At 61.6% G+C, this 25,887-nt stretch carries 25 protein-coding genes; 12 read left to right on the forward strand and 13 right to left on the reverse strand.

All coding sequences use genetic code 11. From position 1 onward, the window contains the following. The first annotated feature begins 361 nt into the window (after positions 1-361). Both AC25MA_RS01610 and AC25MA_RS01615 read left to right on the forward strand, forming a co-directional pair. On the forward strand, positions 362-1,372 hold the full coding sequence (locus AC25MA_RS01610; RefSeq protein WP_486971742.1) for a hypothetical protein: 1,011 nt from the start codon (positions 362-364) through the stop codon (positions 1,370-1,372). Between the two features lie 54 nt (positions 1,373-1,426). Further along, positions 1,427-2,386: a lysozyme inhibitor LprI family protein gene (locus AC25MA_RS01615; protein ID WP_486971743.1), complete on the forward strand. Its 960-nt coding sequence runs from the start codon at positions 1,427-1,429 to the stop codon at positions 2,384-2,386. A 396-nt stretch (positions 2,387-2,782) separates the two neighbouring features. On the opposite strand, the gene AC25MA_RS01620 is transcribed toward AC25MA_RS01615, so the two are convergent. Both AC25MA_RS01620 and AC25MA_RS01625 read right to left on the reverse strand, forming a co-directional pair. Continuing rightward, positions 2,783-3,403, reverse strand: a complete 621-nt coding sequence (locus tag AC25MA_RS01620) for a hypothetical protein (protein ID WP_486971744.1) — start codon at positions 3,401-3,403, stop codon at positions 2,783-2,785. 255 nt (positions 3,404-3,658) lie between these two features. Further along, complete coding sequence (locus AC25MA_RS01625) at positions 3,659-4,780, reverse strand: site-specific integrase (protein ID WP_486971745.1); 1,122 nt, start codon at positions 4,778-4,780, stop codon at positions 3,659-3,661. 104 nt (positions 4,781-4,884) lie between these two features. Between AC25MA_RS01625 and dusA the strand changes: the two genes are divergently transcribed. The 3 genes from dusA (at position 4,885) to AC25MA_RS01640 (ending at position 9,009) form a co-directional block, all read left to right on the forward strand. Continuing rightward, on the forward strand, positions 4,885-5,895 hold the full coding sequence (gene dusA / locus AC25MA_RS01630; RefSeq protein ID WP_486971746.1) for a tRNA dihydrouridine(20/20a) synthase DusA: 1,011 nt from the start codon (positions 4,885-4,887) through the stop codon (positions 5,893-5,895). A gap of 214 nt (positions 5,896-6,109) precedes the next feature. Further along, positions 6,110-7,030, forward strand: coding sequence for a transaldolase (gene tal, locus AC25MA_RS01635; protein ID WP_028692713.1), 921 nt, complete (start codon positions 6,110-6,112; stop codon positions 7,028-7,030). A 125-nt stretch (positions 7,031-7,155) separates the two neighbouring features. Beyond that, positions 7,156-9,009 carry an alkaline phosphatase D family protein gene (locus AC25MA_RS01640; protein WP_486971747.1) on the forward strand — a complete coding sequence of 618 codons (1,854 nt, stop codon included), beginning with the start codon at positions 7,156-7,158 and terminating at the stop codon, positions 9,007-9,009. A 46-nt stretch (positions 9,010-9,055) separates the two neighbouring features. Here the strand turns inward: AC25MA_RS01640 and rssC are convergent, their stop codons facing one another. Further along, on the reverse strand, positions 9,056-9,538 hold the full coding sequence (rssC, locus tag AC25MA_RS01645) for an anti-sigma factor antagonist RssC (protein WP_028692715.1): 483 nt from the start codon (positions 9,536-9,538) through the stop codon (positions 9,056-9,058). Beyond that, the gene (rssB, locus tag AC25MA_RS01650; protein ID WP_028692716.1) at positions 9,535-10,719 is read right to left on the reverse strand and encodes a two-component system response regulator RssB; all 1,185 of its coding nucleotides are present in this window, start codon (positions 10,717-10,719) and stop codon (positions 9,535-9,537) included. The genes rssC and rssB overlap by 4 nt, the downstream gene beginning before the upstream one ends. 269 nt (positions 10,720-10,988) lie before the next feature. Between rssB and AC25MA_RS01655 the strand changes: the two genes are divergently transcribed. Next, a complete protein-coding gene (locus AC25MA_RS01655) occupies positions 10,989-11,288 on the forward strand; it encodes a PilZ domain-containing protein (protein ID WP_028692717.1) in 300 nt (99 codons plus the stop codon). Between the two features lie 51 nt (positions 11,289-11,339). Here AC25MA_RS01655 and AC25MA_RS01660 read toward each other — a convergent pair whose 3' ends face one another. Beyond that, positions 11,340-12,047: an MlaA family lipoprotein gene (locus AC25MA_RS01660; RefSeq protein WP_028692718.1), complete on the reverse strand. Its 708-nt coding sequence runs from the start codon at positions 12,045-12,047 to the stop codon at positions 11,340-11,342. 188 nt (positions 12,048-12,235) lie between these two features. Here AC25MA_RS01660 and pcrP point away from each other — a divergent pair, with 188 nt between their 5' ends. Together pcrP and AC25MA_RS01670 are read left to right on the forward strand one after the other, a co-directional pair. Continuing rightward, positions 12,236-12,787 carry an HAD superfamily inactivated hydrolase PcrP gene (gene pcrP, locus AC25MA_RS01665; RefSeq protein ID WP_028692719.1) on the forward strand — a complete coding sequence of 184 codons (552 nt, stop codon included), beginning with the start codon at positions 12,236-12,238 and terminating at the stop codon, positions 12,785-12,787. 123 nt (positions 12,788-12,910) lie between these two features. Continuing rightward, entirely contained in the window at positions 12,911-13,174 is a 264-nt protein-coding gene (locus AC25MA_RS01670; protein WP_186597072.1) for a DUF4404 family protein, read from the forward strand. Positions 13,175-13,207: 33 nt separating this feature from the next. Here AC25MA_RS01670 and queF read toward each other — a convergent pair whose 3' ends face one another. Together queF and AC25MA_RS01680 are read right to left on the reverse strand one after the other, a co-directional pair. Continuing rightward, a complete protein-coding gene (gene queF, locus AC25MA_RS01675) occupies positions 13,208-14,038 on the reverse strand; it encodes an NADPH-dependent 7-cyano-7-deazaguanine reductase QueF (protein ID WP_186597074.1) in 831 nt (276 codons plus the stop codon). A gap of 67 nt (positions 14,039-14,105) precedes the next feature. Further along, on the reverse strand, positions 14,106-14,621 hold the full coding sequence (locus AC25MA_RS01680; protein WP_062574603.1) for a cupredoxin domain-containing protein: 516 nt from the start codon (positions 14,619-14,621) through the stop codon (positions 14,106-14,108). Positions 14,622-14,777: 156 nt separating this feature from the next. Between AC25MA_RS01680 and AC25MA_RS01685 the strand changes: the two genes are divergently transcribed. Both AC25MA_RS01685 and AC25MA_RS01690 read left to right on the forward strand, forming a co-directional pair. Then, entirely contained in the window at positions 14,778-15,458 is a 681-nt protein-coding gene (locus AC25MA_RS01685; RefSeq protein ID WP_028692723.1) for a heavy metal response regulator transcription factor, read from the forward strand. Next, positions 15,458-16,801 (forward strand): heavy metal sensor histidine kinase, encoded by a 1,344-nt coding sequence (locus AC25MA_RS01690; RefSeq protein ID WP_186597076.1) that lies wholly within the window; start codon positions 15,458-15,460, stop codon positions 16,799-16,801. Before AC25MA_RS01685 ends, AC25MA_RS01690 begins: the two co-directional genes overlap by 1 nt. A 60-nt stretch (positions 16,802-16,861) precedes the next feature. Here AC25MA_RS01690 and AC25MA_RS01695 read toward each other — a convergent pair whose 3' ends face one another. The 3 genes from AC25MA_RS01695 to AC25MA_RS01705 all read right to left on the reverse strand — a co-directional run bounded on the left by AC25MA_RS01695 (position 16,862) and on the right by AC25MA_RS01705 (position 20,110). Further along, positions 16,862-18,106 (reverse strand): lipoprotein-releasing ABC transporter permease subunit, encoded by a 1,245-nt coding sequence (locus tag AC25MA_RS01695; protein ID WP_028692725.1) that lies wholly within the window; start codon positions 18,104-18,106, stop codon positions 16,862-16,864. A 62-nt stretch (positions 18,107-18,168) separates the two neighbouring features. Next, entirely contained in the window at positions 18,169-18,852 is a 684-nt protein-coding gene (lolD, locus tag AC25MA_RS01700) for a lipoprotein-releasing ABC transporter ATP-binding protein LolD (protein ID WP_175406177.1), read from the reverse strand. A gap of 7 nt (positions 18,853-18,859) precedes the next feature. After that, positions 18,860-20,110 carry a lipoprotein-releasing ABC transporter permease subunit gene (locus tag AC25MA_RS01705; RefSeq protein ID WP_028692727.1) on the reverse strand — a complete coding sequence of 417 codons (1,251 nt, stop codon included), beginning with the start codon at positions 20,108-20,110 and terminating at the stop codon, positions 18,860-18,862. Between the two features lie 93 nt (positions 20,111-20,203). Here AC25MA_RS01705 and AC25MA_RS01710 point away from each other — a divergent pair, with 93 nt between their 5' ends. Next, entirely contained in the window at positions 20,204-20,788 is a 585-nt protein-coding gene (locus AC25MA_RS01710) for a PilZ domain-containing protein (RefSeq protein ID WP_028692728.1), read from the forward strand. Positions 20,789-20,820: 32 nt separating this feature from the next. Next, complete coding sequence (locus tag AC25MA_RS01715; RefSeq protein ID WP_028692729.1) at positions 20,821-21,537, forward strand: glycerophosphodiester phosphodiesterase; 717 nt, start codon at positions 20,821-20,823, stop codon at positions 21,535-21,537. 48 nt (positions 21,538-21,585) lie between these two features. On the opposite strand, the gene sthA is transcribed toward AC25MA_RS01715, so the two are convergent. The 3 genes from sthA to AC25MA_RS01730 form a co-directional block, all read right to left on the reverse strand. Next, complete coding sequence (gene sthA / locus AC25MA_RS01720) at positions 21,586-22,980, reverse strand: Si-specific NAD(P)(+) transhydrogenase (protein WP_023631920.1); 1,395 nt, start codon at positions 22,978-22,980, stop codon at positions 21,586-21,588. A gap of 203 nt (positions 22,981-23,183) precedes the next feature. Next, positions 23,184-24,182: an FAD:protein FMN transferase gene (locus AC25MA_RS01725; RefSeq protein WP_186597079.1), complete on the reverse strand. Its 999-nt coding sequence runs from the start codon at positions 24,180-24,182 to the stop codon at positions 23,184-23,186. A gap of 226 nt (positions 24,183-24,408) precedes the next feature. Beyond that, a complete protein-coding gene (locus tag AC25MA_RS01730; protein WP_036986701.1) occupies positions 24,409-25,872 on the reverse strand; it encodes a glyceraldehyde-3-phosphate dehydrogenase in 1,464 nt (487 codons plus the stop codon). Positions 25,873-25,887: the final 15 nt, after the last annotated feature.

A 25,887-nucleotide genomic window follows, 5' to 3' on the forward strand; every position in this document is an offset into this window, starting at 1 on the left:
CAGCCTACTGAATTTTCCCTGATCGCTCGTCAATCACCGCCAACAAACGGCGGCAATCGACGCATCGCGTCCCTCGTGGAAGACATATAATTACCAAAGCTATCATTAGGCTCTGTGTAAAAAGTCTTAGACGAAAGTCAGACAAGGCGAAAGTAGCCGAGGAAGGTTACGGGCTGGAAATGAGCGTTCCGAGGCCGTTTTCAACGCAGCATCACGGAGTACGAAGGTTTTTCACACAAAGTTTAGGATACTAGGAATATGCCTACATCTTCACCGAAGACCCGCCTTTCGTTCGCGCTTCTAGTCATTACGGTCAACGCTGTGGGAATATAGGCCTGTCTGTCACTGGGGGCATAAGCCAATGTCAAAAAAAAACGCATTAAGCATCATCGCCGAGAAGAAATCTCGGACAGATCGCTGGCAATACGCGGCTCTGGGAGAAATTGCGACCCTGCACAGCGGGTTCATGTCGCTAAGTGATCCCGATCCCTATCAAATATCACTCCATGTTGTCGGCATCGTCTCATGCATAGAGGCTTTCTCTAGGTCATGCATCAAGATTTTGATCGATGAAGATGAGACTCCGTACTTAGAGCGAGCGAAACTATTCAGAGATTTAACATTTGACTTTGATCTAACGAAAGCACTAAGTCGAAAAGAGATAACATTCGGCGACTTGGTTAGCCATAGCATAAGCGTTAGTAGTGCAGAGCACATCATAAAGCACTTTGACACTTTATTTACAGGAGACGCTGGCTACAAGAATTTTAAAATAAGTTTGGGCTCGGTGAAAGAATTCATAGACCCGACGGAGGACGAGATCCTCGGGCCACCGGGTGAATATAGAATCCAATATGGTGAATTAATAATTGATGATGCCGATCAACTGGTAAAAGATATCCAAGATTTATTTACTGCACGCCACATTGCCGCTCACGAGGCAAATTTTCGACTTGTCACGCTAGACCAGCTGAACCGCTGGTTCGAAAGCTCAATGCTTTTTGCTAACGCTACTTATGAAATCATCGAGCAAAAGCTACGACCTGGAGCTCCGCGCTGTGCATTCGGCAGCTCAATCCAAGCCTTAATAGACTCAGGTAAGCTGTACTCTGTCATCGATAATCTTATGAAAGAGTTGATGGCAAAATGGACTAAAGAGAGAACGTACGAGGAGAGCGATGCGGAGAGACTTCGCTTAGCTATTAAAGCTTCTGAAGATGCATTTCAAAATTATCTAGAGAAAGAAACTGCCGTGCATTATGCACGCGTGGTGATTGGCACTGGAAATCAATACCGAAATCTGGACGCCATGGTTCAAAGGAAACTCCTCGAGCGGAAGATAGAGTATTTGAAGCACCTCCTACAGGATTAGAAATCCGGATAGCACAAATCACATCAGTTCAACTCAATCATTAAGGAAGGACACATGGCAAGGCAGTCGAAACCATTAATCGCTGATCGAGTCGAAGAAATCAGATCAAGACTACTATTAGGAACAGCTGAGAGCGCCGTATTTGAGGCAACATCAAGATTGACTGATCTCAAGAGTTCATTAGAAGAACTGAGAGAAACTGCAAATACAGAACTCTTTAGGTATTTTCCTGTTGCTGCTATAGCTACATTAGAGGCGCATTTTAGAACAGTAGTGGCAATGATTATTGATACGGGCGGACAGTACACAGCCAATGGGCTTGCACTTTTGGGGGACAGAGTTAAGGCGTCAGAGGTGATACTTAGCATTCATAAAAAAACAGTTAGTATTGGCGAGGTCGTAGCATACAGCCTGCCATTCAGCTCACTCAGTCATCTTGAAGATGTATATGATGCTCTTTTGGGTCAAAAATTCAAGCAGCTCTCAAAGACCGCTGAGGATCCGTATTTTAGTAGGGACAATGTGCCTGGACGCAGCCCTCTAGTTAGCGACATATCCTCGTTATGGGCTGAACTGCACCAGACCTTTCGAGATAGACACATACTTGCACATGAGTCGGCATCTCAGTTTACCTACGATTATTCGAGAGCTAAAGTTGCGGTAGACAGCGTTAGCTTGATAATTGAAACAACCGACTCCGTTCTGTGGTCTACCGTTTTTAAAGATGAACCGCTAACCCAGTCTGAAATAAATGTCGCCGCTTGGGAGGAATATAGACTCACTCGAAACGAACTTGCCGCAGCGATCCGCACCAAGCGGCAACAGAGAGACGCAGAAGAGATGCCAACATTCAGAAAGCTTCACTTTAACTGGAAACGCTGGGTTGGTGATTGGTGTAATTTCAGCGCTGATAGATACGCAGGCGGTTCGATTAGGCCGCTGATTGAGGCCTCTGAACTTTCACTATGTTTCAAAGAACGTATTCGGCAGATTGAGAGTGTTACCGGACGCTGACAGCTAACCGGCTAACAACTGAGTACTGGACGTCTTCGCCGGCCGTTTGGAGAAGTGCCAATACCGTCGAATAAGTCAGCAAGCCCTCATTACGGGCACTGCTTTGTAGGAAGTTAAACCTTGTGAAACCTAAGCTCTGCCTGAAAAGCCTTGATACTTGGCTATGCTGCATCGAAAAGAGCTTCGGAATGTTCATTTACAACCCGTGAGCTCCGCCCCCTCGGCTACTTTCACCTTGCCTGACTTTCGTGTCCAGACTTTTCACACAGGGCCTAGCTGGCTTAAAGACCAGCATCGGTCAAACCGATCGATTATCTCGGTGCACTCATGATACGCTCTAACATTTGGCTGAGACTCCGACTCCATTAATCCCAACCGAGCGACTCGAAACAATTGTTAGACGCGCTTCCACTTGCGCTTTACCCAGCGAGCAAATGCATTAAAATTGATGCCGATACCCATGAAGTTTGGCTTCACTTCCAGAATATCGTCTGGAGACGATTGAATTTCTTGAAGCACCGGGACACCTCTGAAGAGCAGAGCATCGACCTCAGAGTCAATTTTTTCTTTAGCCGCACTAATTATTCCTGACACATCGGGCAAATCTTCAGCCTTGGGGAAACCATTCCCCTTTAACATCTGATGCGTTATTGCAATTTCGGCCCACAAACGGCTAACCATGACTTTTAGAAGATCGGCGGCTTCCGTCAAATATTCCTCCGGAGGAAGTCCTTTGTTAGCACATACGCTCTCAACCTCAGAAAGAACCTCCGGGATCTCATGATTGAAGAATGGTTGAAAGTAGCACCAAAATACTCTCTCAGGAGAGCCGGAATATTTTATACCCCTATAGGATATTTTTTTACCGTAAAAATCTTCTACTTCCAACTCCCATAACGCAGAAAACATTCGCCATTTCTGAATCTTTTCGAAGATAGAGTTATCCAGAAGCTCTATCTTTCTTGCTGTTTGCGGATACAGCGGAGTTCTGTTGCCAGTTAGGAACAGCGGGGCCACAAAGCACCTCCTTCACATACGAAGTTTATCAGAACTAGATCGAATACTTTTCCTACACGCGAACCGAACAATCTTTAACTTTTGTTTTATTACGTTTTTTATTCGTTTTCTCACATTCATTTCTTCCGCTTACAAACCCAGTCGGTGTTCCGTGACAATCATGGCGGTATTTTGCGAGTTAAGCCGTATAATTTGCTGGCCACGGCTAACGCAAACGTCCCGACAAAGCGAACAAAAATTAGGAACCTCAACCGACTATTCGACCCGGGCGCCCAGAGTAACTGGCGCTAGGATAATACGCTTCAACCAACTCCACTCCTTATAGCGGTCGCCGCGCCCCCTCAGATGGGTATAACGCCGCAGCGAGTTCCAATCACGATGACCGGAAACACTCGACACTCTGGGTATATCCCAATCCATTTCGAACAGCCTGCTCACACCCTCGTGGCGCAGATCGTGGAAGTGCAGATCCGCCACTCCAACCATCTTGCATGCCTGGGACCAAGCCTTGCCGATTGAGTCACTGTTGTAAGGAAAGATCTCAGCACACTGCCGCGGCATACTTTGCACAATCTTCCATGCCTCATCAGGCAGGTGGCACCAAACATCGTTACCAATCTTCTGCCCTGGATTTTTCATGTCCCGCACCTTCACCGCCTGACGGTGCTCATCCAGATCCTCCCACAAGATGCGAGCGATCTCGTCCATGCGACGAGTAGAGAAGATAGCAAACGCTGCCACCTTGGGCATGTGAATGACAGTCGGGCGCCGTGAAAGCATCTCGAAGAAATGCTCGAGCAGCTTATCGAGTTCGTCGAGATTGGGCCTTCGATCCCGCTCACGGCTCCTCATGTTGTAACCGAGCCGTTTAAGCACGAGGCGCGCATCCGGCATGGCTTGAGGGTTGATCTCATACCCCCACGCCGCCCTGGCCAGCGACAGCACTGAGCCCAAGTGAGCAAGATCATTGCCAGCTGTCTGCGGTTTGATGTCGCCACCCTCGGGGCTCATGCGCCATAAAGCATATTCCACCAGCACCTGCTGAGAGATGTCGGAATCGACCACGTCGCCCAGGTAGCTACTCTTGATGGCCAGGAGGGTCTGCCGCTTCGTCTTGCCAAGCGGCCGGGCTTTCTCTGCCTCCACCAGGTATCGGTCGATCATGTCCTTGACGGCGTGCCCGCCACGATTAGCCCGCTCGATCGCTCCAGGTTCCGCCAACTCGGTCTCTCGTCGCTTCGCCCAGGCTTGAGCTGCCTGCTTGCGGGCGAAGGTCTGACACTCTTGGTAGACTAGGACACCTTTTTTCTTGAGGCGGATCTGGACGGTATAGCTGACCGTTCCATCGGCCTTTTTCCTTGCTCTAATCGTTGCCATATTTTCCGGTGGTACAAGCGTGACTGGCGGTGGTACATCGTACCACCGTCACACCAAAAACGTCTGAAAACCCTGGAAAATGGTACAAAACCGTGTAGACCAGAATGCCCCTAGAAACAGCTTCAAAGCCACAAACCACGCGCCTCGAGCTATCCCGCCGCTTCTCTGTGGCGCCGATGATGGACTGGACAGACAGACACTGTAGGTTCTTCCTGCGCCTGCTCTCCCAGCACGCCCTGCTCTACACCGAAATGGTCACCACCGGCGCCCTGCTGCACAACGACGCCCAGCGTTTCCTGCGCCATGACCAATCCGAGCACCCGCTGGCCCTGCAACTGGGCGGCAGCGTGCCGGCGGACCTGGCTGCCTGCGCGCGCCTGGCTGAGGATACCGGTTACGACGAGGTCAACCTCAACGTCGGCTGCCCCAGCGACCGGGTGCAGAACAACATGATCGGCGCCTGCCTGATGGGCCATCCGGGTCTGGTGGCCGATTGCGTCAAGGCCATGCAGGACGCGGTCGGCATCCCGGTCACGGTCAAGCACCGCATCGGCATCAACGGCCGCGACAGCTACGCCGAGCTGTGCGATTTCGTCGGCCAGGTGCGCGACGCCGGGTGCCGCAGCTTCACCGTGCATGCGCGCATCGCCATCCTCGAAGGCCTGTCGCCCAAGGAGAACCGCGAGATCCCGCCACTGCGCTATGACGTGGCGGCGCAGCTGAAGGCCGACTTCCCGGACCTGGAACTGGTGCTCAACGGCGGCATCAAGACCCTCGACGAGTGCCGCACCCACCTGCAGACCTTCGACGGCGTGATGCTCGGGCGCGAGGCGTACCACAACCCGTACCTGCTGGCCGAGGTCGACCAGCAGCTGTTCGGCAGCGCGGCGCCGGTGGTCAGCCGGGCCGAGGCGATGGAAAAGCTGCGTCCGTACATCGTCGCGCACATGCAAAGCGGCGGCGCGATGCATCACATCACCCGGCATATCCTCGGGCTGGGCCAAGGCTTCCCGGGGGCGCGGCGCTTCCGGCAGTTGCTGTCGGCGGACATTCACAAGACCAGCGAGCCGCTGAAGGTGCTGGACCAGGCTGCCGAGCTGTTGCAGGGGCGTTGAGGGAACCTGGGGCGGGGTTGGCACTCGAAGGGTTAGCCTTATACTGCGGCCCTGGCGTTGGCCGGGGCCGCTTTGCAGCCCTTCGCGGGGCAAGCCCGCTCCTACACAGGGGAGCGCGCTGCTTCCAAGGGTTTCCCGATACGCCTGCGACGGGCCTTGAGTGGCTGTCGGGGCTCGGGTAATGTCGAGTCATTGCACAGGACAGAGCACGCCCATGACCTCCAAGCTGGAACAACTCAAGCAGTTCACCACCGTCGTCGCCGACACCGGCGACCTGGACGCCATCACCCGCCTCAAGCCGGTCGACGCCACCACCAACCCATCGCTGCTGCTCAAGGCCGCGGCCATCCCGGGTTACGCCGACCTGCTCAAGCAGGTCAAGGCCGATGCCAAGGGCAATGTCGACCTGGCCTGCGACAAGTTCGCCGTGTCGGTGGGCTCGGGCATTCTCAAGGTCATTCCGGGGCGCATTTCCACCGAGGTGGACGCGCGACTGTCGTTCGACGAGCCGGCGCTGCTGAAAAAGGCCCGTCAGCTGATCGAGCTGTATGAAGCGGCCGGCGTGCCGAAAGACCGCGTGCTGATCAAGCTGGCCTCCACCTGGGAAGGCATCCGCGCCGCCGAGAAGCTGGAGAAGGAAGGCATCCAGACCAACCTCACCCTGCTGTTCTCCTTCGCCCAGGCCCAGGCCTGTGCCGATGCCGGGGTGTTCCTGATCTCGCCGTTCGTGGGGCGCATCTACGACTGGTACAAGAAAAGCACCGGCAAGGAATACGTCGGCGCCGAGGATCCGGGCGTGCAGTCGGTCACCCGCATCTACGACTACTACAAGACCAACGGCTACAACACCGTGGTCATGGGCGCGAGCTTCCGCAACATCGGCCAGATCGAGCAACTGGCCGGCTGCGACCGCCTGACCATCAGCCCCGAGCTGCTGCAGCAACTGTCGGACGACCAGGGCGAACTGCCACGCCTGCTCAAGCCGGGCAATGCCGGCGAGGCCAAGCAACAGTTGAACGAAAGCCAGTTCCGCTGGGCGATGAACGAAGACGCCATGGCCACCGAAAAGCTGGCCGAAGGCATCCGCCAGTTCGCCCGCGACCAGGAAAAGCTGGAAGCACTGATGGCTGGCTGACAAAGCCTGATACATCTTCGGCTTGATCGACGGGCGGTTAATGCAGAGCATTTCCCGCCCGTTTTTCGTTGGGGTGGCCATTCCCCGCGATAGGGCCATCAGCATCACACGAACCTGAGCCATCCATGCCCGCCACCGCTTCGCTCCCCCTCGTCCTCGCCGGCCCCATCCTGCGCCGCCTGGAACCGCAACGCCTGGCCATCTGGCTGGTCGGCTCGCAACCACTACAACCCGAATTCCTGCTCGAGCAAACCGGCATCAACGCCACGATGCACGCTGAGGTGATCCCGGTCGGACAGCACGCCTTCATCCACCTGCTGGACATCCGCTTCGACCACCCGCTGCCCTGCAATGTGGCGCTCGAATACGACCTGCGCCTGGCCAACGGCCAGGGCATCGCCGACTGGGCCCCGCACCTGCTCTACTCCGGAGCCAGCCGCCCCAGCTTCGTACTGCGCGATCGTCTCGACCAGTTGCTCCACGGCTCCTGCCGCAAGCCCCACCATCCGGCCGCCGACGGCCTGCTGTGTGCCGACCGCCTACTTGCCGCCGATCCGCGCCCTGAAAAACGCCCCGCCGTGCTGCTGATGAGCGGTGACCAAGTCTATGCCGACGATGTCGCCGGCCCCATGCTGCGTGCCATCCACACGCTGATCGAGCGTCTGGGCCTGTTCGACGAAGCCCTCGATGGCGCCCTGGTCGACAGCGGCGCCGCGCTCTATCGCCATCCGGCCTGCTACTACCACCGCGCCGACCTGCTGCCGGCCCAGGAAGGCAACGAAACCCTGCGCGAACGCTTCTTCGGCGGCAAGCGCAAGCCGATCTTCTCGTCCAGCAACGCCGACAACCACCTGGTGACCTTCGCCGAGGTCATGGCCATGTACCTGCTGGTCTGGTCGCCGCTACCGTGGACGCTGGCGGGGTTGGAGATGCCGGAGGGCCTGACCGCGCAGCGCCAGGCTCGTTATCAGCGCGAACTGCCACTGATCGAGGCGTTCCGTGACGGCCTCGGCCAGGTGGCGCGGGTGATGGCCCACCTGCCCTGCCTGATGATCTTCGACGACCACGACATCACCGACGACTGGAACCTGTCGGCGCAATGGGAACAAACCGCCTACGGCCATCCGTTCTCGCGGCGCATCATCGGCAACGCTTTGCTCGGCTATCTGCTGTGCCAGGGCTGGGGCAACGATCCGGACGGTTGCGCGGTGCTGGTCGGGCAATGCCGGCAACTGAACGAGGCAAGGGATGAGCTGATCGGCGAGCTGCTGCGCTTCCAGGGCTGGCAGTACGCGCTGCCCAGCGACCCGCCGCTGCTGGTGCTGGACACCCGCACCCGCCGCTGGCGCAGCGAAAGCAGCCTGGGCAAGCCCTCCGGCCTGCTGGACTGGGAGGCGCTGAGCGAACTGCAGCAGGCGCTGCTCGACCACCCTTCGGCGATCATCGTGTCGCCGGCGCCGATCTTCGGGGTCAAGCTGATCGAGACCGTGCAGCGGGTGTTCAGCGCCCTGGGCTACCCGTTGCTGGTGGATGCGGAGAACTGGATGGCCCATCGCGGCGCGGCGCAGGTGATCCTCAACATCTTCCGCCATTCGCGCACGCCGGGGCACTACGTGGTGCTGTCGGGCGACGTGCATTACTCGTTCGTCTACGAAGTGCTGATCCGCCACCGCCAGCGCAGCCCGCACCTGTGGCAGGTGACCAGCAGCGGGATCAAGAACGAGTTTCCCCGGCGCCTGCTGGATGTGCTCGACCGGCTCAACCGCTGGCTGTACTCACCGCGCTCGCCGCTCAACTGGTTCACCAAGCGCCGGGAAATGCAAGTGGTGCCGCGCACGCCTAGCCGCAGCAAGGCCGGGGAGCGGTTGTGGAACAGCGCGGGGCTGGGGCAGGTGTTCTTCGATGGCCAGGGGCGGCCGGAGCGGGTGTTTCAGCTGAATGCGGATGGCTCGCCGGCTACGGCGTTCATCCAGGACTGACACCATCGAAAGCTCCCGCGATGGTGTCGGCAGGTTCAGCGCAGGTTCAGGACCGCTCGAGCGCGCTCACCAGGTCGTGGAACGCTTCTCGGTTGGAGTCATTCAAGCCCATGAGGATCTTGTGCGCCTCCAGCACCTTGGAACGCACCACGCTCTCGTCCTGGTCCTGCGATGGCAGGTCGGTCAGGCATTCCGGGCACGGCACCGGCCGGTCGACGATGTTGAACACCTGGTCGAAGCCCATGGACTGCAGCAGGCGGGAAATGTCCGGGTTGGTGGTGACCAGGGTGGGCAGCAGGCCAACCTTCTGCCGGGACAGGATCGACAGCTTGGCCAACAGGCCGAGGGTGGTACTGTCGATGCTCTCGGTTTCGGTCAGGTCGATGACGATGGCCGAGAAGTTCAGCGCGGTGAAGATCTTCTCGATCGTCGCATCCAGCGCCGAACACAGGGTCAGGCGCACTTCACCGACAAATTTCAGAACGAAGGTCCCGCTCTGCTCGGCGAACTGGATTCTACCAGTACTCATTCAAGGTTCCTGCTCAACACCAATAGGGCGATATCATCCGGCATCTCCCCAAGCGTAGCCAATTCGAATCGTTGGCGCAGCCCCTCCAGGCTACCACCTGCCGCCTTGACGATTTCCGGCAAGGCCGCTTCCTTATCTTTGAGTGTGTCCCCGGGCAAAAGGTCCAGAATGCCATCGGACATCAGGGTGAGGCTGAACTGCGGCGGCAGTTCCAGCACCTGGTCCTGGTAGCTGGCCTCGTCGAACAACCCCACCGGCAGGCCGCGGCCTTCGAGGTAGCGGGCCTGGCCCGGGGTGTACAGCACCGGCAGCGGCAAGTGGCCGCCGACGCTGTAGGTGAGCAGGCCGGTGTCCTCGTCGATGACGCCACCGACCATGGTCACATGCTTGCCCAGCTTGCAGTTGATCAGCCCACGGTTGATGTGGCTGAGCACCTGCGAAGGCTTGAACTCGCGCATTTTACCGCCACGCTTGAATTCGAACAGCAGGCGCGTGGTCATGAACTTGAGCAGCACCGTGACGAACGCCGACGAGGCGCCGTGACCGGAGACGTCCGCCAGGTAGAAGGCGATGCGCCGGTCATCCACACGGAAGTAGTCGGCGAAATCGCCCGACAGGTACAGCGACGGAATGATCTGGTGCTCGAAGGCGAACTCGCCAGCCACCCAGGGGTTTTCCGGGAGCATGTTCATCTGCACCTGGCGACCGGCGGTCTGGTCCTCCTGCAGCAGGTGCAGACTGGCCTCCAGCTCGCGGTTGGCCGCTTCGAGCTTCTCCCGGTAGCGCTGGTTTTCCAGCACCAGGCGCGAGCGATCGAGGGCGCGGCGCACCGAGTGCTCGAGTACGGCCAGGTCTTCCAAGGGCTTGATCAGGTAGTCCGCCGCGCCCAGGCGCAAGGCTTCGACCGCGTCGCTCATGACGCCGGCACCGGACACCACGATCACCGGCAACTGCGGCGCGCGCTCGCTGATCCGGCGGATCAGTTCAAGGCCGCCCATCTGCGGCATGCGCAGATCGCAGATCACGAGGTCGGGCTGGTGTGCTTCGAAGACCTGGAGGCCCTGCTGGCCGTTGCCGGCCTGAAGGACGCTGAAGCCGCTGTCTTCCAGATAGGCGGCGAGACTGGCACGGACCACCTCGTCGTCATCGATGATCAGCAGCGTTGCACTGGGTTTCTGCATGTGGGCGAACGGCGCCAGATTTGGGTTGGCGTAGCGACTGTGGAAGACCGACAGACGGCTACTGGAATGCTCTTTAGCCACTCTCTATTTGAGTTGTAGGACAAGAAGACTGGTCCGGCAAATAGCGAGGTGCCCTGTAAGGCGCTGACGGTACTCCCATCCGCCTGGCGTTTCAAGCATGGCAAGGAAGACTCCCCCGCACTTTACAGGGCAAATCACCCGGCGTTATAAGAAAGCACATCGGCGCAACCTGACGAAAGGATGCAAGCATGTCCCAGCCCCCCGTGGATTACAGCGAAAAACGCGATTTCATACGCATGCGCATTGAAGCCGAGGTCAGCCTGCTGCACGCCGGCCAGGTGATCAGTGCCGTGTGCATCGACCTCTCCAGCAGCGGCATGCAGGTCCAGGCACCGCAGCGATTCAAAGTGGGCGACCAGCTCGAGGTGCGCATCGACTCCGACCACGCCGCCCTCGCCGGCCTGCATGCCAGCACCGAAGTGGTGTGGATCGCCGACCAGCCCGGCGGCGCGCAGAAGTTCGGCCTGCGCATCCTGGCCATGCATTGAACTGTTACGAAAAAGGCGACCCGAAGGTCGCCTTTTTCGTAAGCCGGTCGATCAGAAGTCGTCTTCGACCTGGCCGTCCTTGACCTTGAACTCGCGGTTCTGCAGGTAGGCATTGCGCAGGAAGATGTACTTGTCGCCCTGGATCAGCTTCTCCGCCGACAGCAGGCTGGCGCGGGTGTCGATCACGTCCATCGCGAAGATCGAGTTGCGGGTCGGCACATGGTCGATGTAGCGGTAGGGTTCGGTGTAGGTGTCCGGGTACTTGGCCAGGCCGTCACGCACGGTGCTCGGGCCAAGGAACGGAATGACCACGTACGGCCCGCTGGGCACGCCCCAGTAGCCGAGGGTCTGGCCGAAGTCCTCGTCGCTGCGCTGCAGGCCCATCTTGGTGCCGACGTCGAAGAAACCGCCCAGGCCGAAGGTGGTGTTGACGATCAGCCGCGCCGTGTCGATGCCCGCCGCTCGAGGCTTGAGCTGCAGCACGTTGTTGGCCAGGTTGGTGACGTCGCCCAGGTTGCGGAAGATGTTGTGGATGCCATCCTCGAGGAACTGCGGGGTGACGTACTGGTAACCCTGGGCCAGCGGCTTGAGGGCATAGGTGTCGAGGACATCGTTGAACCTGAAGATCGGTCGGTTGACCGACTCCCACGGATCCTCCTCGGTTGCCGCCTGGGTGGCTGCCACGGGCGCCAGCAGCAAGCTGGCGCAGACACAGGCCTGGGTGACTCGCTCGATCACTCCGGCACCGATCCTACGCATAGATGTTTCTCCATCGGATTTCACGGCGGCAACGGCCTATGGCGCGCTGCTCGATAGGGCGCAAGTATACTGGCTTGCTGGCTGAACGGTAGTTTTACATATCTCTGTCAAGATTTCGTGAACAACTGTAGTCGTCATCCCTTGGTCACAATCGCCGGGTAGCTTGCGGTGTATTTAGGGACGTTGCCATGCAAGACGCACCCGCCTTCACCGCCGTGCTGTTCGGACTGCGCGGCTGCCTGGTCCAGGCAAACGACGGCAGCCCCCTGCCCGCCCCCGGCGCCCTCGACTCCCTTCACCGCCTGCGCGCGCAGGCGGTGCCGTGCATCTGGCTCGACGAGCTCAGCGCCGCCCAGGGCAAGCGCCTGAGCAGCGTGCTGCCCGGCTGGCTACCGGGCCATCTGGTCAACGGCTGCAAATGGCCGGCGCCCAACGCCTGCTGGCAGGCGCTGATGAGCCTCGACAGCCAGCGCCTGGAAGGCTGCGTACTGGTCAGCGGTGAGCCACGGTTGCTGCAGGCCGGGCTCAACGCCGGCCTGTGGACGGTGGGCCTGGCGGCCTGCGACCTCGGCCCCAGTCAATGGCAGGCCATGACCCGGCAGGAACAGGAGCGCACCCGTGGCAAGGCGACCCTGGCGCTATTCGGCCTGGGCGTGCACTCGGTGATCGATCACCTGGAATCCCTCGACACCTGCCTTGCGGACATTGCCCAGCGCCGGCACAGGGGCGAGAAACCCTGATACATCCCCGTTGATGCTAGTCATGCAAAGCAGTGGCAGGTGGATTACGCTACAAGGCAGGCCAGAACCTTTACCGTGTCGCCGAGGTCCATGGCTTGCCAAGTCATTGATGGAGAACGAACAATGCCTGCCCGCGAACTGCAAGAGCAACTCGATAGCCTGCGCGAGCAACTGGACCGCAATCCACCGCTCTCGCTGGAAGAGCGCGAACACCTGCATGAACTGATGCAGCAGATCGAAGCCCAGATCAAGCTCGAGGAAGCGACCAACGACAACAACCTGGTCGATGGGGTCAATACCGCCGTTGAACGTTTCGAGGCCGATCACCCAGACCTTACCGCCATCCTGCGCAATATCGCCAATCACCTGCACAGCATGGGGATCTGAACCGAATGGGGCCGCAAACGCGGCCCCATTACATTACTGACGCACCAATCGCAGGTTCTGCGGGCTGATCGCCCCAGTGCTGCGGTACGGGTTGATATCCAGCCCACCGCGGCGCACGTAGCGTGCATACACCGTCAGGTGCTCAGGCTTGAGCAGGTTCTTCAGGTCCAGGTAGATCCGCTCCACGCATTGTTCGTGAAAGTCGGCATGCTGGCGGAAGCTGATCAGGTAGGTCAGCAGGCTGGCATGATCCAGCGCCTGCCCCTTGTACTCCACCACCACGCTACCCCAGTCCGGTTGGCCGGTGACCGGGCAGTTGGATTTGAGCAGGTGGCTGTGCACGGTCTCTTCCACCACGCGCTCCGACGCGCAACGCAGCAGCTCCGGTTGCGGCTGCTCGTAGTTGCTGATGTTCACATCCAGCGCGTCGATGCACTGGCCCGGTAGCGTGGTCACGCCCTGCCCCTCTACCTCGGCCAGGGTGCTGACCTTGACCCCGACCGGCTTGCCGGCTGCGGCGGACAGGTCCTGCACCAGGCACGCCTGCAACGCCGCTACCGACTCGAACACCGTCTGGTTCAACGAGTTGAGGTACAGCTTGAAGGACTTGGACTCGATGATGTTCGGCGAATCGCACGGGATGGCGAACTCACCGATGGCCACCACCGGCTTGCCCGAGGGCAGCAGCCAGGACAGTTCGAAGCAGTTCCAGAAGTCCACGCCCTGCCACGGCAGCGCGTCGCCACTCACGCCCAGCTCGGCCCATTTGGCCAAGCGGGGAATCGGGAACAGCAGCGAAGGGGTGTAGGTGGCGATGTATTCGCTGGACTTGCCCAGCGGGGAGTGTTCGGCGGCGGGATGCATGGAAACTGACCTGAAGGTTCGAAATTGCCCTAGTCTACCGGTTTTGCACCCCGCCTTGGAGCCGATGTCACTCGATGGTCAGCGGCCCGACCATGCCCGCCTGGTAGTGGCCAGGCACGTTGCAGGCGAACTCGATGGGCGCCGACTTGCGGAAGGTCCAGGTCAGCTCGGCGCGCTGGCCGGGCTGTACCAGCACGGTGTTGCCACCCGCATGACCGTGGCCAGCGCCCATCTGGCCGTGATCCATCTGGCCATGGTCCATGCCTTCGTGGTTCATGCCGGCGGTGAACATCTTGCCCTGCATGGCGATCATTTCCTTCTGGTGCTCGGCGTGCATGGCCTTGTCGCCCAGGTTGAACTCGTGGGGCAGCTTGCCTTCGTTGACCAGCACGAAGCGCACGGTCTCGCCAGCCTTGACCTTGATGCTCTTCGGTTCGAAGGCGATGTCCTTGAGTACCACCTCGATGGTGCGGGTGGCCTTGGCCGCCTCGGCCGGCTCGCCGAAGGCGAAGGGTTTGCCGTTGTCGGCAAAGCTCGGCAGGCTGACCAGTGCGAGGGCGGCAGCGATGAACAGGTGTTTCATGGGTGACTCCGGGTCGTTCTGGGAGAATGAGACCATTCTCGAAAAGGCTGGCTGGCAGCTGGCTGACGGGAAGATTACAACGTTGTCAGCTTGGGCAGGCCGCCAGATCGTCACGTATGATTTCGGCATCACGCTGATCCGAACATTGGTAAACACATGAAACTGCTGATCGTCGAAGACCAGGCCAAGACCGGCCAGTACCTGAGCCAGGGCCTGAGCGAAGCCGGCTTCGTCACTGAGCTTGCCAACGATGGCGACACCGGCCAGCACCTGGCCCTGACCGGTGACCACGACCTGCTGATCCTCGATGTGATGCTGCCGGGGCGCAACGGTTGGCAGATTCTCCAGGCCGTGCGCCAGGCCGGGCTGGAAACGCCGGTGCTGTTCCTCACCGCCCGAGATGCCGTCGAGGACCGCGTCCACGGCCTGGAGCTGGGCGCTGACGACTACCTGGTCAAGCCATTCGCCTTCTCCGAACTGCTGGCCCGGGTGCGCAGCCTGCTGCGCCGAGGCGCCAGCGCCAGCCAGGACACCTGCCTGAACCTGGCCGACCTGCGCCTGGACCTGATCCGCCGCCGCGCCGAACGCGCCGGCCAGCGCGTCGACCTGACCGCCAAGGAATTCGCCCTGCTCGAACTGCTGCTGCGCCGCCAGGGCGAGGTGCTGCCCAAGTCGCTGATCGCCTCGCAGGTGTGGGACATGAACTTCGACAGCGACACCAACGTCATCGAGGTGGCCATCCGCCGCCTGCGCCTGAAGATCGACGACCATCACGCCACCAAGCTGATCCATACCGTGCGCGGCATGGGCTACGTGCTCGAGGAGCGCCAGGACTGATGCGCCGCCTGTCCCTCGGCCGTCGCCTGGCGCTGCTGTTCGCCGCCTGCACCGCCAGTGTTTCGCTGGGCGCCGGCCTGCTGTTCAGCCGCGCCAGCGAGCAGCACTTCGTCGAGCTCGACCAGCAACTGCTCAGCGGCCGCCTGTCGCTGATGCGCAGCCTGCTCGACGGCGTCACCACCCCCGAGCAACTGGCCACGCGCCTGCCGGGGCTGCTCAACGAGCTCAGCCACCAGTCCGACCTGGCCTTGCGCGTGCGCGCGGTCGACGGCACCACCTGGTTCGCCAGCCGCGGCGACCTGCCGGACGCCCCGGCCCAGCCCGGCCTGGCCACGCTGCATACCCAGGGCAACGACTACCGCGGACTGAGCCTGCCGCTGGACGAAACCCGGCCCGACTCGCCGCAGTTGACCTTGTTCCTCGACATCACCCATCACCAGCACTTCCTGCAAGGCATGCAGCGCCTGATCTGGCTCACGGTCGGCCTCAGCGCGCTGGCCACCGCGCTGCTGGGTGCCTGGGCCGTGCGCCGTGGCCTGAAGCCGCTGCGGCGGATGGGCAAGGTCGCCGCCAGCGTCAACGCCCGCTCGCTAACCACTCGCCTGCCGGCCGCCGAGATGCCCGAGGAACTGGCCGAGCTGGCCGGCGCGGTCAATGCCATGCTGCAGCGCCTGGACGATGCTTTCCAACGCCTGTCGGCGTTCTCCGCCGACATCGCCCACGAGTTGCGCACACCGCTGTCCAACCTGCTGACCCACACCCAGGTCACCCTCACCCGCCCACGCAGCCTCGAGGAGTACCGCGAGGCCCTGCATGGCAATCTCGAGGAACTGCAGTGGATGGCCCAGCTGGTCAACGACATGCTCTATCTGGCCAAGGCCGACCACGGTCTGCTGATGCCCAATAGTCAGGCGCTGGACCTGGCGATCGAGGTCGATGCGCTGCTGGAGTATTACGCGCCGCTGGCTGAGGAAGCCGAGGTCAGGCTGTCTCGCGAGGGCCAGGCGCATGCCGAGGGCGACCGACACATGCTGCGCCGGGCCTTGTCGAACCTGCTGGACAATGCCCTGCGCTTCACCCCGGCGGGGGGCGAGATTCGTGTGAGCCTTGCGCCGGGGTTGCGCATCGAGGTGGCCAACAGTGGCCCGGCAATCGCCCCGCAACTGCTGGAGCGGCTGTTCGACCGTTTCTATCGGGCAGACCCGGCGCGCCAGGAGGGCAGCAGCGAGCATGCGGGCCTGGGGCTGGCCATCACCCGCTCGATCGTGCAGGCGCACGGTGGGAATATTCGGGCCCAGTGCGAAGGTGGGTGGACGCGCTTCGTGATCGAGTTGCCTGCCTAGAGGGCTGCTGCGCAGCCCATCGCCGGCAAGCCGGCGAAAGGGGCGCAAAGCGCCCCTGCCTTACTCGTAACGCAACGCCATCGCCGGTTCGATCTGCGAAGCGCGGTACGCAGGATAGAGGGTCGCCAGGAAGCTCATCACCAGCCCAGCCACGCAGATGATCGCCACATCGCCCCACTGCAGCTCCGAGGGCAGGCTGCTGATGAAGTAGATGTCGGAGGTGAAGATGTGCTGCCCACTGACCCGCTCGATCCAGCCGACCACGGCGCTGACGTTCAGTGCCAGGATCACCCCGAGCACGCCACCGATCAGGGTGCCGACGATGCCGATCAGGCTGCCCTGGACCATGAACGTGCCCATGATCTGCGCCGGCGTCGCGCCGATGGTGCGCAGGATGGCGATATCCGCGCCCTTGTCGTTCACCACCATCACCAGGGTGGCGATGATATTGAAGGCAGCCACGGCGATGATCATCATCAGCAGCAGGCCGATCATGGTCTTTTCCATTTTCATGGCGCTGAACAGGCTGCCCTGGGTGTGCGACCAGTCATCGGCACGGTAGCCGTCGCCCAGCCCCGCAGCGATGGCCTTGGACACCTGCGGCGCAGCGTACAGGTCATGCAGCTTCAGCCGCACGCCCTGCACCTGGCCCGGCGCCCAGCGCTGCATCTCGCCGGCATCGGCGATATGGATGTAGGCCTGGGAGCCATCCAGTTCGGCGCCGACCTTGAAGATGCCGACCACGGTCAGGCGCTGCATGCGCGGGGTGATGCCGCCCGGCTCCTTGCTGATTTCCGGAACGATCAGGGTCAGCTTGTCGCCGGTATTCAGGCGAAAGCGCCGGGCGGTCAATTCACCGATGACCACGCCGTACTCGCCCGGCACCAGGTCCTGCAGGCTGCCCTGGACAATATGCTGGGTGACGATGGAGACCTTGCCCTCCTCGGCCGGGTCGATGCCGGCGACCTGGATCGGCTGCATCGCCCCCTTGTACGAGAGCATGCCCTCCATCTCGGTGATCGGCGCCGCGGCCATCACCGCCGGGTTGCTTTCGGCGGCGCTGGCGACCTTGCGCCAGTCGTCCAGCGGCTGCGCGCCGAGAATCGCGGCATGGGGCACCAGGCCCAGCACGCGTGAGCTCATCTCGCGCTGGAAGCCGTTCATCACCGACAGCACCGTGATCATCGCCAGCACGCCGAGCGACAGGCCGATCATCGAAGTCATCGAGATGAACGAGATGAAGTGGTTGCGGCGCTTGGCACGGGTGTAGCGGGCACCGATGAACAACGACAAGGGTCTGAACATGAACGAGGACACCCAAGTGAAAAATGAATCGGGGCCGCCTCAGGCCGCCCCATGCAGGCGACTCAGATCGCCACCAGGTGCCCGTCTTCCAGGCGCAGCACACGGTCCATCTGCCGCGCCAGGTTGAGGTCGTGGGTCACAACCAGGAATGCGGTCTGCGAGTGATTCGACAGCTCCTGCATCAGTTCCTGGATACCCTGGGCGGTGTGGTGGTCGAGGTTGCCAGTGGGCTCGTCGAGCATGACCAGGCCCGGGCGGTTGACCAGGGCGCGGGCGATCGCCACACGCTGGCGCTCACCACCGGACAGCTCGGCCGGCTTGTGATTCAACCGATGCCCCAGGCCAACGCGCTTGAGCAGCGCCTCGGCACGCTCGCGGGCCTCGGCGATCGGCGTCTTGCCGATCAGCAGCGGCATGCAGGCGTTTTCCAGGGCGGTGAACTCCGCCAGCAGGTGGTGGAACTGGTAGACGAAGCCCAGGGCGCGGTTGCGCAGCAGGCCGCGGGCCCGCTCGCCCAGCGCCGACAGCTCCTCGCCGGCCAGCCAGACGCTGCCCTGGCTCGGGGTGTCGAGGCCGCCGAGCAGGTTGAGCAAGGTACTCTTGCCCGAGCCCGAGCTGCCGACGATGGCCACCCGCTCGCCCGGGTGCAGTTCGAGGTTCAACCCCGACAAGACCTGGACCGACTCCGGGCCTTCCTCGTAGCTCTTGCCCAGGTTGCGGCAGCTCAACACGGCTTTATCACTCATGCGCGACTCACTCATAACGTAGCGCCTCCGCCGGCTGGGTGCGCGAGGCGCGCCAGGCCGGATACAGGGTGGCGAAGAAACTCAGGACCAGCGCCGCACCACAGACCATGTACACGTCCTGGGCCTGGATCTGCGACGGCAGGTAATCGATGAAGTACACATCGGCATTGAGGAACTTGTGCCCGATCAGGGTCTCGATGCCGGCGATGGCCGCGCTCACGTTAAGCGCGCCGAGGATGCCCAGGACCGCGCCGATCAGCGTGCCGACCACGCCGATCACCGTGCCCTGGACCATGAAGATGGCCATGATCTGCCCGGGCGTGGCGCCCAGGGTGCGCAGGATGGCGATGTCGCCGCGCTTGTCGTTGACCACCATCACCAGGGTGGAAATGATGTTGAACGCCGCCACCGCGACGATCAGCAGCAACAGCAGGCCGATCATGGATTTCTCCATGCGGATCGCCTGGTACAGGTTGCCGTGGGTGCGGGTCCAGTCACGCGGGTAGAACTCCTGCTCGCCCAGCTGCTGGGCGATGGCCCAAGAGGCCCGCGGGGCCTGGAACAGGTCGTCGAACTTCAGGCGCACGCCCTGGACCTGGTCGGCCTTCCAGCGGTGCAGGCGCGACAGGTCGGCGATGTTGGTCAGGCCCAGATAGCCGTCGATCTCGCCGGCGCCGACATGGAAGGTGCCGACCACGGTAAAGCGCTTCATGCGCGGGAACATCCCCGCCGGGGTGACGCTGACCTCGGGGGCAACGAAAGTCAGCTTGTCGCCGATGCCCACGCCCAGTTTCTGCGCGGCCTTGTCGCCGATCATGATGCCCCACTCGCCCGGGGCCAGCTTGTCGAGGCTGCCGTCGAGGACGAACTTGTCGATGATCGACACCTCGCGCTCGCGGGCCGGGTCGATACCGTTGAGCAGCACCTTCTGCACCTTGCCTTCATGGGTCAGCAGGCCCTGCATCTGTGTGAATGGCGCGACCGCCAGCACCTGCGGATTCTGCTTTACTTTAGAGGCGAGGGCCTGCCAGTCGTCGATCGGCTGGCCGGTCTCCAGCGTTGCATGGGGGATCATACCCAGCACGCGGGTACGCATCTCGTGGTCGAACCCGTTCATCACCGAGAGCACCACGATCATCACCACCACGCCCAGGGCGAGGCCGATCATCGAGGTGAGCGAAATGAACGAGACGAAGTGATTGCGGCGCTTGGCACGGGTGTAACGCGTACCGATGAATACGAATAGAGGTCTGAACATGTCGGGGCTTGTTCGGATGAAAGGGAACGTCCTTGTGGCGAGGCGCCTACGGCGGCTTTACACTCGGACCACCGCCGTAACCTTGGGTTCGCCATGACGACATTAGACGAAGAAGATCGCCGCGAATACTACCGCATCGAAGATCGGATCGCACTTCAAATCAGCCCCCTTAGCGCGGCCGAAGCCCTTGAAACAGAACTGTTGCAGGATGATTCCGAGCTGTTCAACCTGCTCAGCGAACTGCACCTTTCGGACTTCGAGTCGCAGCACCTGTTGCGCCAGCTGAGCGAAAAAGACCGCACCCTGGCCGCCTTCCTGCGCGCCCAGAACAAACGTCTCGACTTGCTCAGCGCCGTGGTCGCCCAGACCCTGATCGGCGAAATCGGCCAGCCGCAGCCGGTGATCATCTCTGAAGGCGGCATCGAGTTCGCCCAGGCGCAGAAGATCGACCCCGGCACCCGGGTCAAGGTGAAGATGGTGCTGATGCCCCGCGCCCATGGCCTGCTCCTACGCGGCCGGGTCACCCACTGCGACCCGCGCCCGGATGGCGATTACGAGGTAGGCACCGAGTTCATCGACATGACCGACGCCCAGCGCCAGCTGCTGGCCCGCTACATCCTGCAGCGCCAGCAACAGCAACGACGCCAGGCGCTGGAACAGAACGCCCCCGCTTCCTGAAGCCCTTTTCTCTCTGATTTGAAGGAACGAACGTGACCTTGATCTATGGCCACCGCGGCGCCAAGGGCGAAGCGCCCGAGAATACCCTGCAGAGCTTTCGCCAGTGCCTGTCCCATGGCGTGACCCGCTGCGAACTCGACCTGCACCTGTCGGCCGACAACGAGCTGATGGTAATCCATGATCCGACCCTCAAGCGCACCACTGGCCGGCGCGGCAAGGTGGTCGAGCACACCGCCGCCGAGCTGGTCACCTACGATGCGCGCAAGGGCGGCCCGGGCCATGTGCAGCCCTGCCCCATCCCGCGGCTCGAGGAGTTGTTCGAGAAGTGCCCGTTCGAGCACTGGCAGCTGGAGGTCAAGAGTGCCTCGCGCACCCGTGCCGCCAGCACCGTGCTGGCGATCCGCGAACTGGCCCAGCAGCATGGCCTGCTGGACAAGGTGACCATCACCTCGAGTTCACGGGAAGTGCTGGGCGCCGCCCAGGAGCTGGTACCCGACATCAAGCGCGGACTGGTTGCCGAGTACGCCTGGCTCGACCCGCTGAAGGTCGCGCAGAACTACGACTGCGAGATGCTGGCGTTGAACTGGACGCTGTGCACCCCCGAACGCCTGATCAAGGCGCAGCGCCAGGGCCTGCATGTGTCGGTATGGACGGTCAACGAACCGGCGCTGATGCGCCGGCTCGCCGACTTTGGCGTGGACAGCCTGATTACAGACTTTCCCGGTTTGGCCAGGACCACCCTCGGGTAGGGCTGAAATCGGTCTCCCCGACCGGCTCAGGCCACCGGTCGGAGCCGCTCAAAAAAGCCGGTTCAGTCCATCGTAGGCAGCTACCCGATAGGCCTCGGCCATGGTCGGGTAGTTGAAGGTGGTGTTGACGAAGTACTTCAGGTTGTTCTGTTCGCCCGGCTGGTTCATCACCGCCTGGCCGATATGGACGATCTCCGAGGCCTGGTAGCCGAAGCAGTGCACACCGAGGACTTCCAGGGTCTCGCGGTGGAACAGGATCTTCAGCATGCCCTGCGGCTCGCCGGCGATCTGCGCGCGGGCCATGCTCTTGAAGAAGGCCTTGCCCACTTCATAGGGCACCTTGGCCTGGGTCAGCTCCTGCTCGTTCTTGCCGATCGAGCTGATCTCCGGAATGGTGTAGATGCCGGTTGGCACGTCGTTGACGAAGCGCCAGCTGCCGTTGTCGACGATGCTGCCGGCGGCCGAGCGGCCCTGGTCGTGGGCGGCGCTGGCCAGGCTCGGCCAGCCGATCACGTCACCGGCGCCATAGATGTTCGGCACGCTGGTGCGGTAGGTCTCGTCAACTTCGATCTGGCCACGGCTGTTGACCTTGATGCCGATGTTCTCCAGGCCCAGCTTGTCGGTGTTGCCGGTACGGCCGTTGCACCACAGCAAGGCGTCGGCCTTGATCTTCTTGCCCGATTTCAGGTGCAGGATCACCCCGTTGTCCAGGCCTTCGACGCGGTCGTATTCCTCGTTGTGGCGCACGGTGATGTTGTTGTTGCTGAAGTGGTAGCTCAGCGCCTGGGAGATTTCCGAGTCGAGGAAGCTCAGCAGCTGGCCGCGGTTGTCGACCAGCTCGACCAGCACACCCAGGCCGCTGAAGATCGAGGCGTATTCGCAACCGATCACCCCGGCGCCGTAGACGATCAGCTTGCGTGGGGTGTGGCTCAGGCTGAGGATGGTGTCGCTGTCGTAGACCCGCGGGTGGTGGAAGTCGATGTCGGCCGGGCGATACGGACGCGAGCCGGTGGCAATGATGATGTGCTTGGCGTTGAGCTTCTCGACCACGCCGTTGGGGCAGACCACTTCGACGGTCTGCTCGTCGGCGAAGCTGCCGGTGCCGACGAACACATCGACGCGGTTGCGCGCGTAGTAGCCGGTACGCGAGGCAACCTGCTTGCTGATGACTTTCTCGGCGCTCTTGAGCACGTCGGGGAAGGAGAACCAGCGCGGCTCGCCGATGGCGCGGAACATCGGGTTGGTGTTGAACTGCATGATCTGCCGCACGGAGTGACGCAGCGCCTTGGACGGGATGGTGCCCAGGTGGGTGCAGTTACCGCCGACCTGGCGACGGCTGTCGACCATGGCCACCTTGCGCCCTGCTTTGGCGGCGTTCATTGCCGCGCCTTCTCCGGCCGGGCCGGAACCCAGCACCACTACGTCGTAGTTGTAGACAGCCATGCGTACTCCTTCAGAACTGGCCCGCCGGCCGGATGGCCGCGGGGCGCGATCATGTCGCCGGGGCGCCATGAGAAAATTCGGGTGCAGTCTAATCAAGCGTGAACGCCGCGCACATTAACCCTTGGTCGCGTCGTAGGCCATTATTGCCTGCACTACATGTCGTTTCACCGCTTCCCTGGCATTGATCATCCGTGGCTTGCCTTTCACTCGCCTTTCACCACCCGCTCGAAGGCCGGCGTGGAACGGGAGACGAAACCACCCTCGACCCGGGTCACCAGTACCGCGGCAATGCCGTGGGCGACGGCGAAATCCCAGCCCTGCTGCGGCCCGAGGATCAACAGCAGGGTCGAGTAGCCGTCGGCCTGCAGCGCCGAGCCGTCGAGCACCGTCACCGCCGCCAGGTCGTGCTCGACCGGGCGCCCGAGATGGGCGTCGAAGGTGTGCGAATAGCGCCGGCCATTGTCCTCGAAATAATGCCGATAGTCACCCGAGGTCGACACGGCCATGTCCTCCACGTCGATGACCTGGCGGGCGATCTGGCGATCCTCGCGCGGCAGCTCCAGGGCCACCCGCCAGGCACTGCCGTCGGGCTTGCGGCCCACGACCTTGAGCTCGCCGGTGGCTTCGGCGAGAAACGCCTCGATGCCCATGCCGCGCAGGCGCTGGGCGATCAGGTCGACGGCGTGGCCAGCGGCGATGCTGTTGAAGTCCAGCTCGATGGGGGCGTCCTTGCACAGGGCGTCACCCTCGATGCGCAGGTGCCGGTAGCCCACACGCTCACGTGCACGTGCCAGCGCCTGCGGGTCGGGCACGTGCATCTCGCGGGCCTGCGGGCCAAAGCCCCAGAGGTCGAGCAGTGGCTCAACGGTGAGGTCGAAGGCACCCCGGCTCTGCTCGGCCAGGTGCTGGCCGAAGCTGGCCAGCTCGAACAGGTCGGCGTCGATGGGCAGGCACTGATTGGCCGGGAGCTGGTTGAAACGGCTGACGGTAGAGTCGCCGCGGTAGGTGGAGTAGCGGGCGTCGATGGCCTGGAGGATGGCCTCGACCTCGGCCTGGACCTGGTCGGGCGCAGGGCCGCCGGGTTGGCGCACGTACTGGATGCTGTAGCTGCTGCCCATGGTCGGGCCGCCGAAGCGCTCGAGGGTGGGGCCTTGATTGCAGGCTGACAGCAACAACAGGCAAAGCAGAAGAACTGTGCGCAACTTAGATCTCTCGATTGACCTGCCCACGCGGTCGATGTGGGAGCGGCCTTGTGTCGCGAAAGGGCCGCAAAGCGGCCCCGGGATTTCTGCAACGCCACCACAATTGCCGGGGCTGCTGCGCAGCCCTTTCGCGACACAAGGCCGCTCCCACATCGATAGCAGCGAGGCGGAAAGAAAAAAAACGGGAACCCGAAGGTTCCCGTTTTTTCAACGCATTACAAGCGGATCAGCGTGGAAACGCTGGCGGGTTCACACCAGCCATGTCTTCCATCACGCGTACCACCTGGCAGCTGTAACCGAACTCGTTGTCGTACCAGACGTACAGGACAACTCGGTTGTCGTTGCAGATGGTCGCCTCGGCGTCGACCACACCGGCGTGGCGCGAGCCGACGAAGTCGGTGGACACCACTTCCTGGGAGCTGACGTAGTCGATCTGCTTGTGCAGCTCCGAGTGCATGGCGGTCTGGCGCAGGTACTCGTTCAGCTCTTCGCGGGTGGTGGCCTTCTCGAGGTTCAGGTTGAGAATGGCCATCGACACGTTCGGCGTCGGCACACGGATGGCATTGCCGGTCAGCTTGCCCTTGAGCACCGGCAGGGCCTTGGCGGCGGCGGTGGCGGCACCGGTCTCGGTGATGACCATGTTCAGCGGCGCGGCGCGGCCACGACGGCTGCCCTTGTGGAAGTTGTCGATCAGGTTCTGGTCGTTGGTGAACGAGTGAACGGTTTCGACGTGGCCATTGACGATGCCGTACTGGTCGTTGATGGCCTTGAGCACCGGCACGATGGCGTTGGTGGTGCAGGACGCCGCCGAGATGATCTTGTCGTCGGCGCTGATGTCGCCGTGGTTGATGCCGTGCACGATGTTCTTCAGCGCGCCCTTGCCAGGTGCGGTGAGGATCACGCGAGCAGCGCCCGGGCAGGCCAGGTGCTGGCCGAGGCCGTCGGCGTCACGCCATACGCCGGTGTTGTCGACGATCAGCGCATCGTGGATGCCGTACTGGGTGTAGTCGACTTCGCTCGGGCTCTTGGCGTAGATCACCTGGATCAGGTTGCCGTTGGCGGTGATGGTGTTGTTGGCTTCATCGATGACGATGGTGCCGTCGAACGGACCGTGCACCGAGTCACGGCGCAGCAGGCTGGCGCGCTTGACCAGGTCGTTCTCGGCGCCCTTGCGCACGACGATGGCGCGCAGGCGCAGGCCGTCGCCACCACCGGTCTTCTCGATCAGGATGCGCGCCAGCAGGCGGCCGATACGGCCGAAGCCGTACAGGACGACGTCGGTGCCCTTGCGTGCGGAAGCGTTCTGCTGACCCACGACGTCGGCCAGTTCGTCACGGACGAACTGCTCGGCGCTGCGGCCGTTGCCTTCGGCCTTGAACTTGTTGGCCAGCTTGCCCAGGTCCACCGAGGCGGCACCCAGTTTCAGCTCGCTCATGGCCTTGAGCAGGGGGAATGTCTCGTGGACGGACAGCTCGGTCTCGTCGGTCTGACGGTGACGGGCAAAGCGGTGGGCTTTGAGGATCGAGATAACCGAACGGTTGATCAGGCTGCGGCCATAGATCGAGCTCACCACGTTGTTGTTGCGGTAGAGCTGACCGATAAGCGGGATCATCGCTTCAGCCAGGGCTTCACGATCGATCCACTCACCAAGACACTGGTCGGGCTTCTGAGTCACGGTAACCTTCCACATGTAGGGGAACAAAAA

This window comes from Pseudomonas sp. P65(2024), assembly GCF_057480955.1.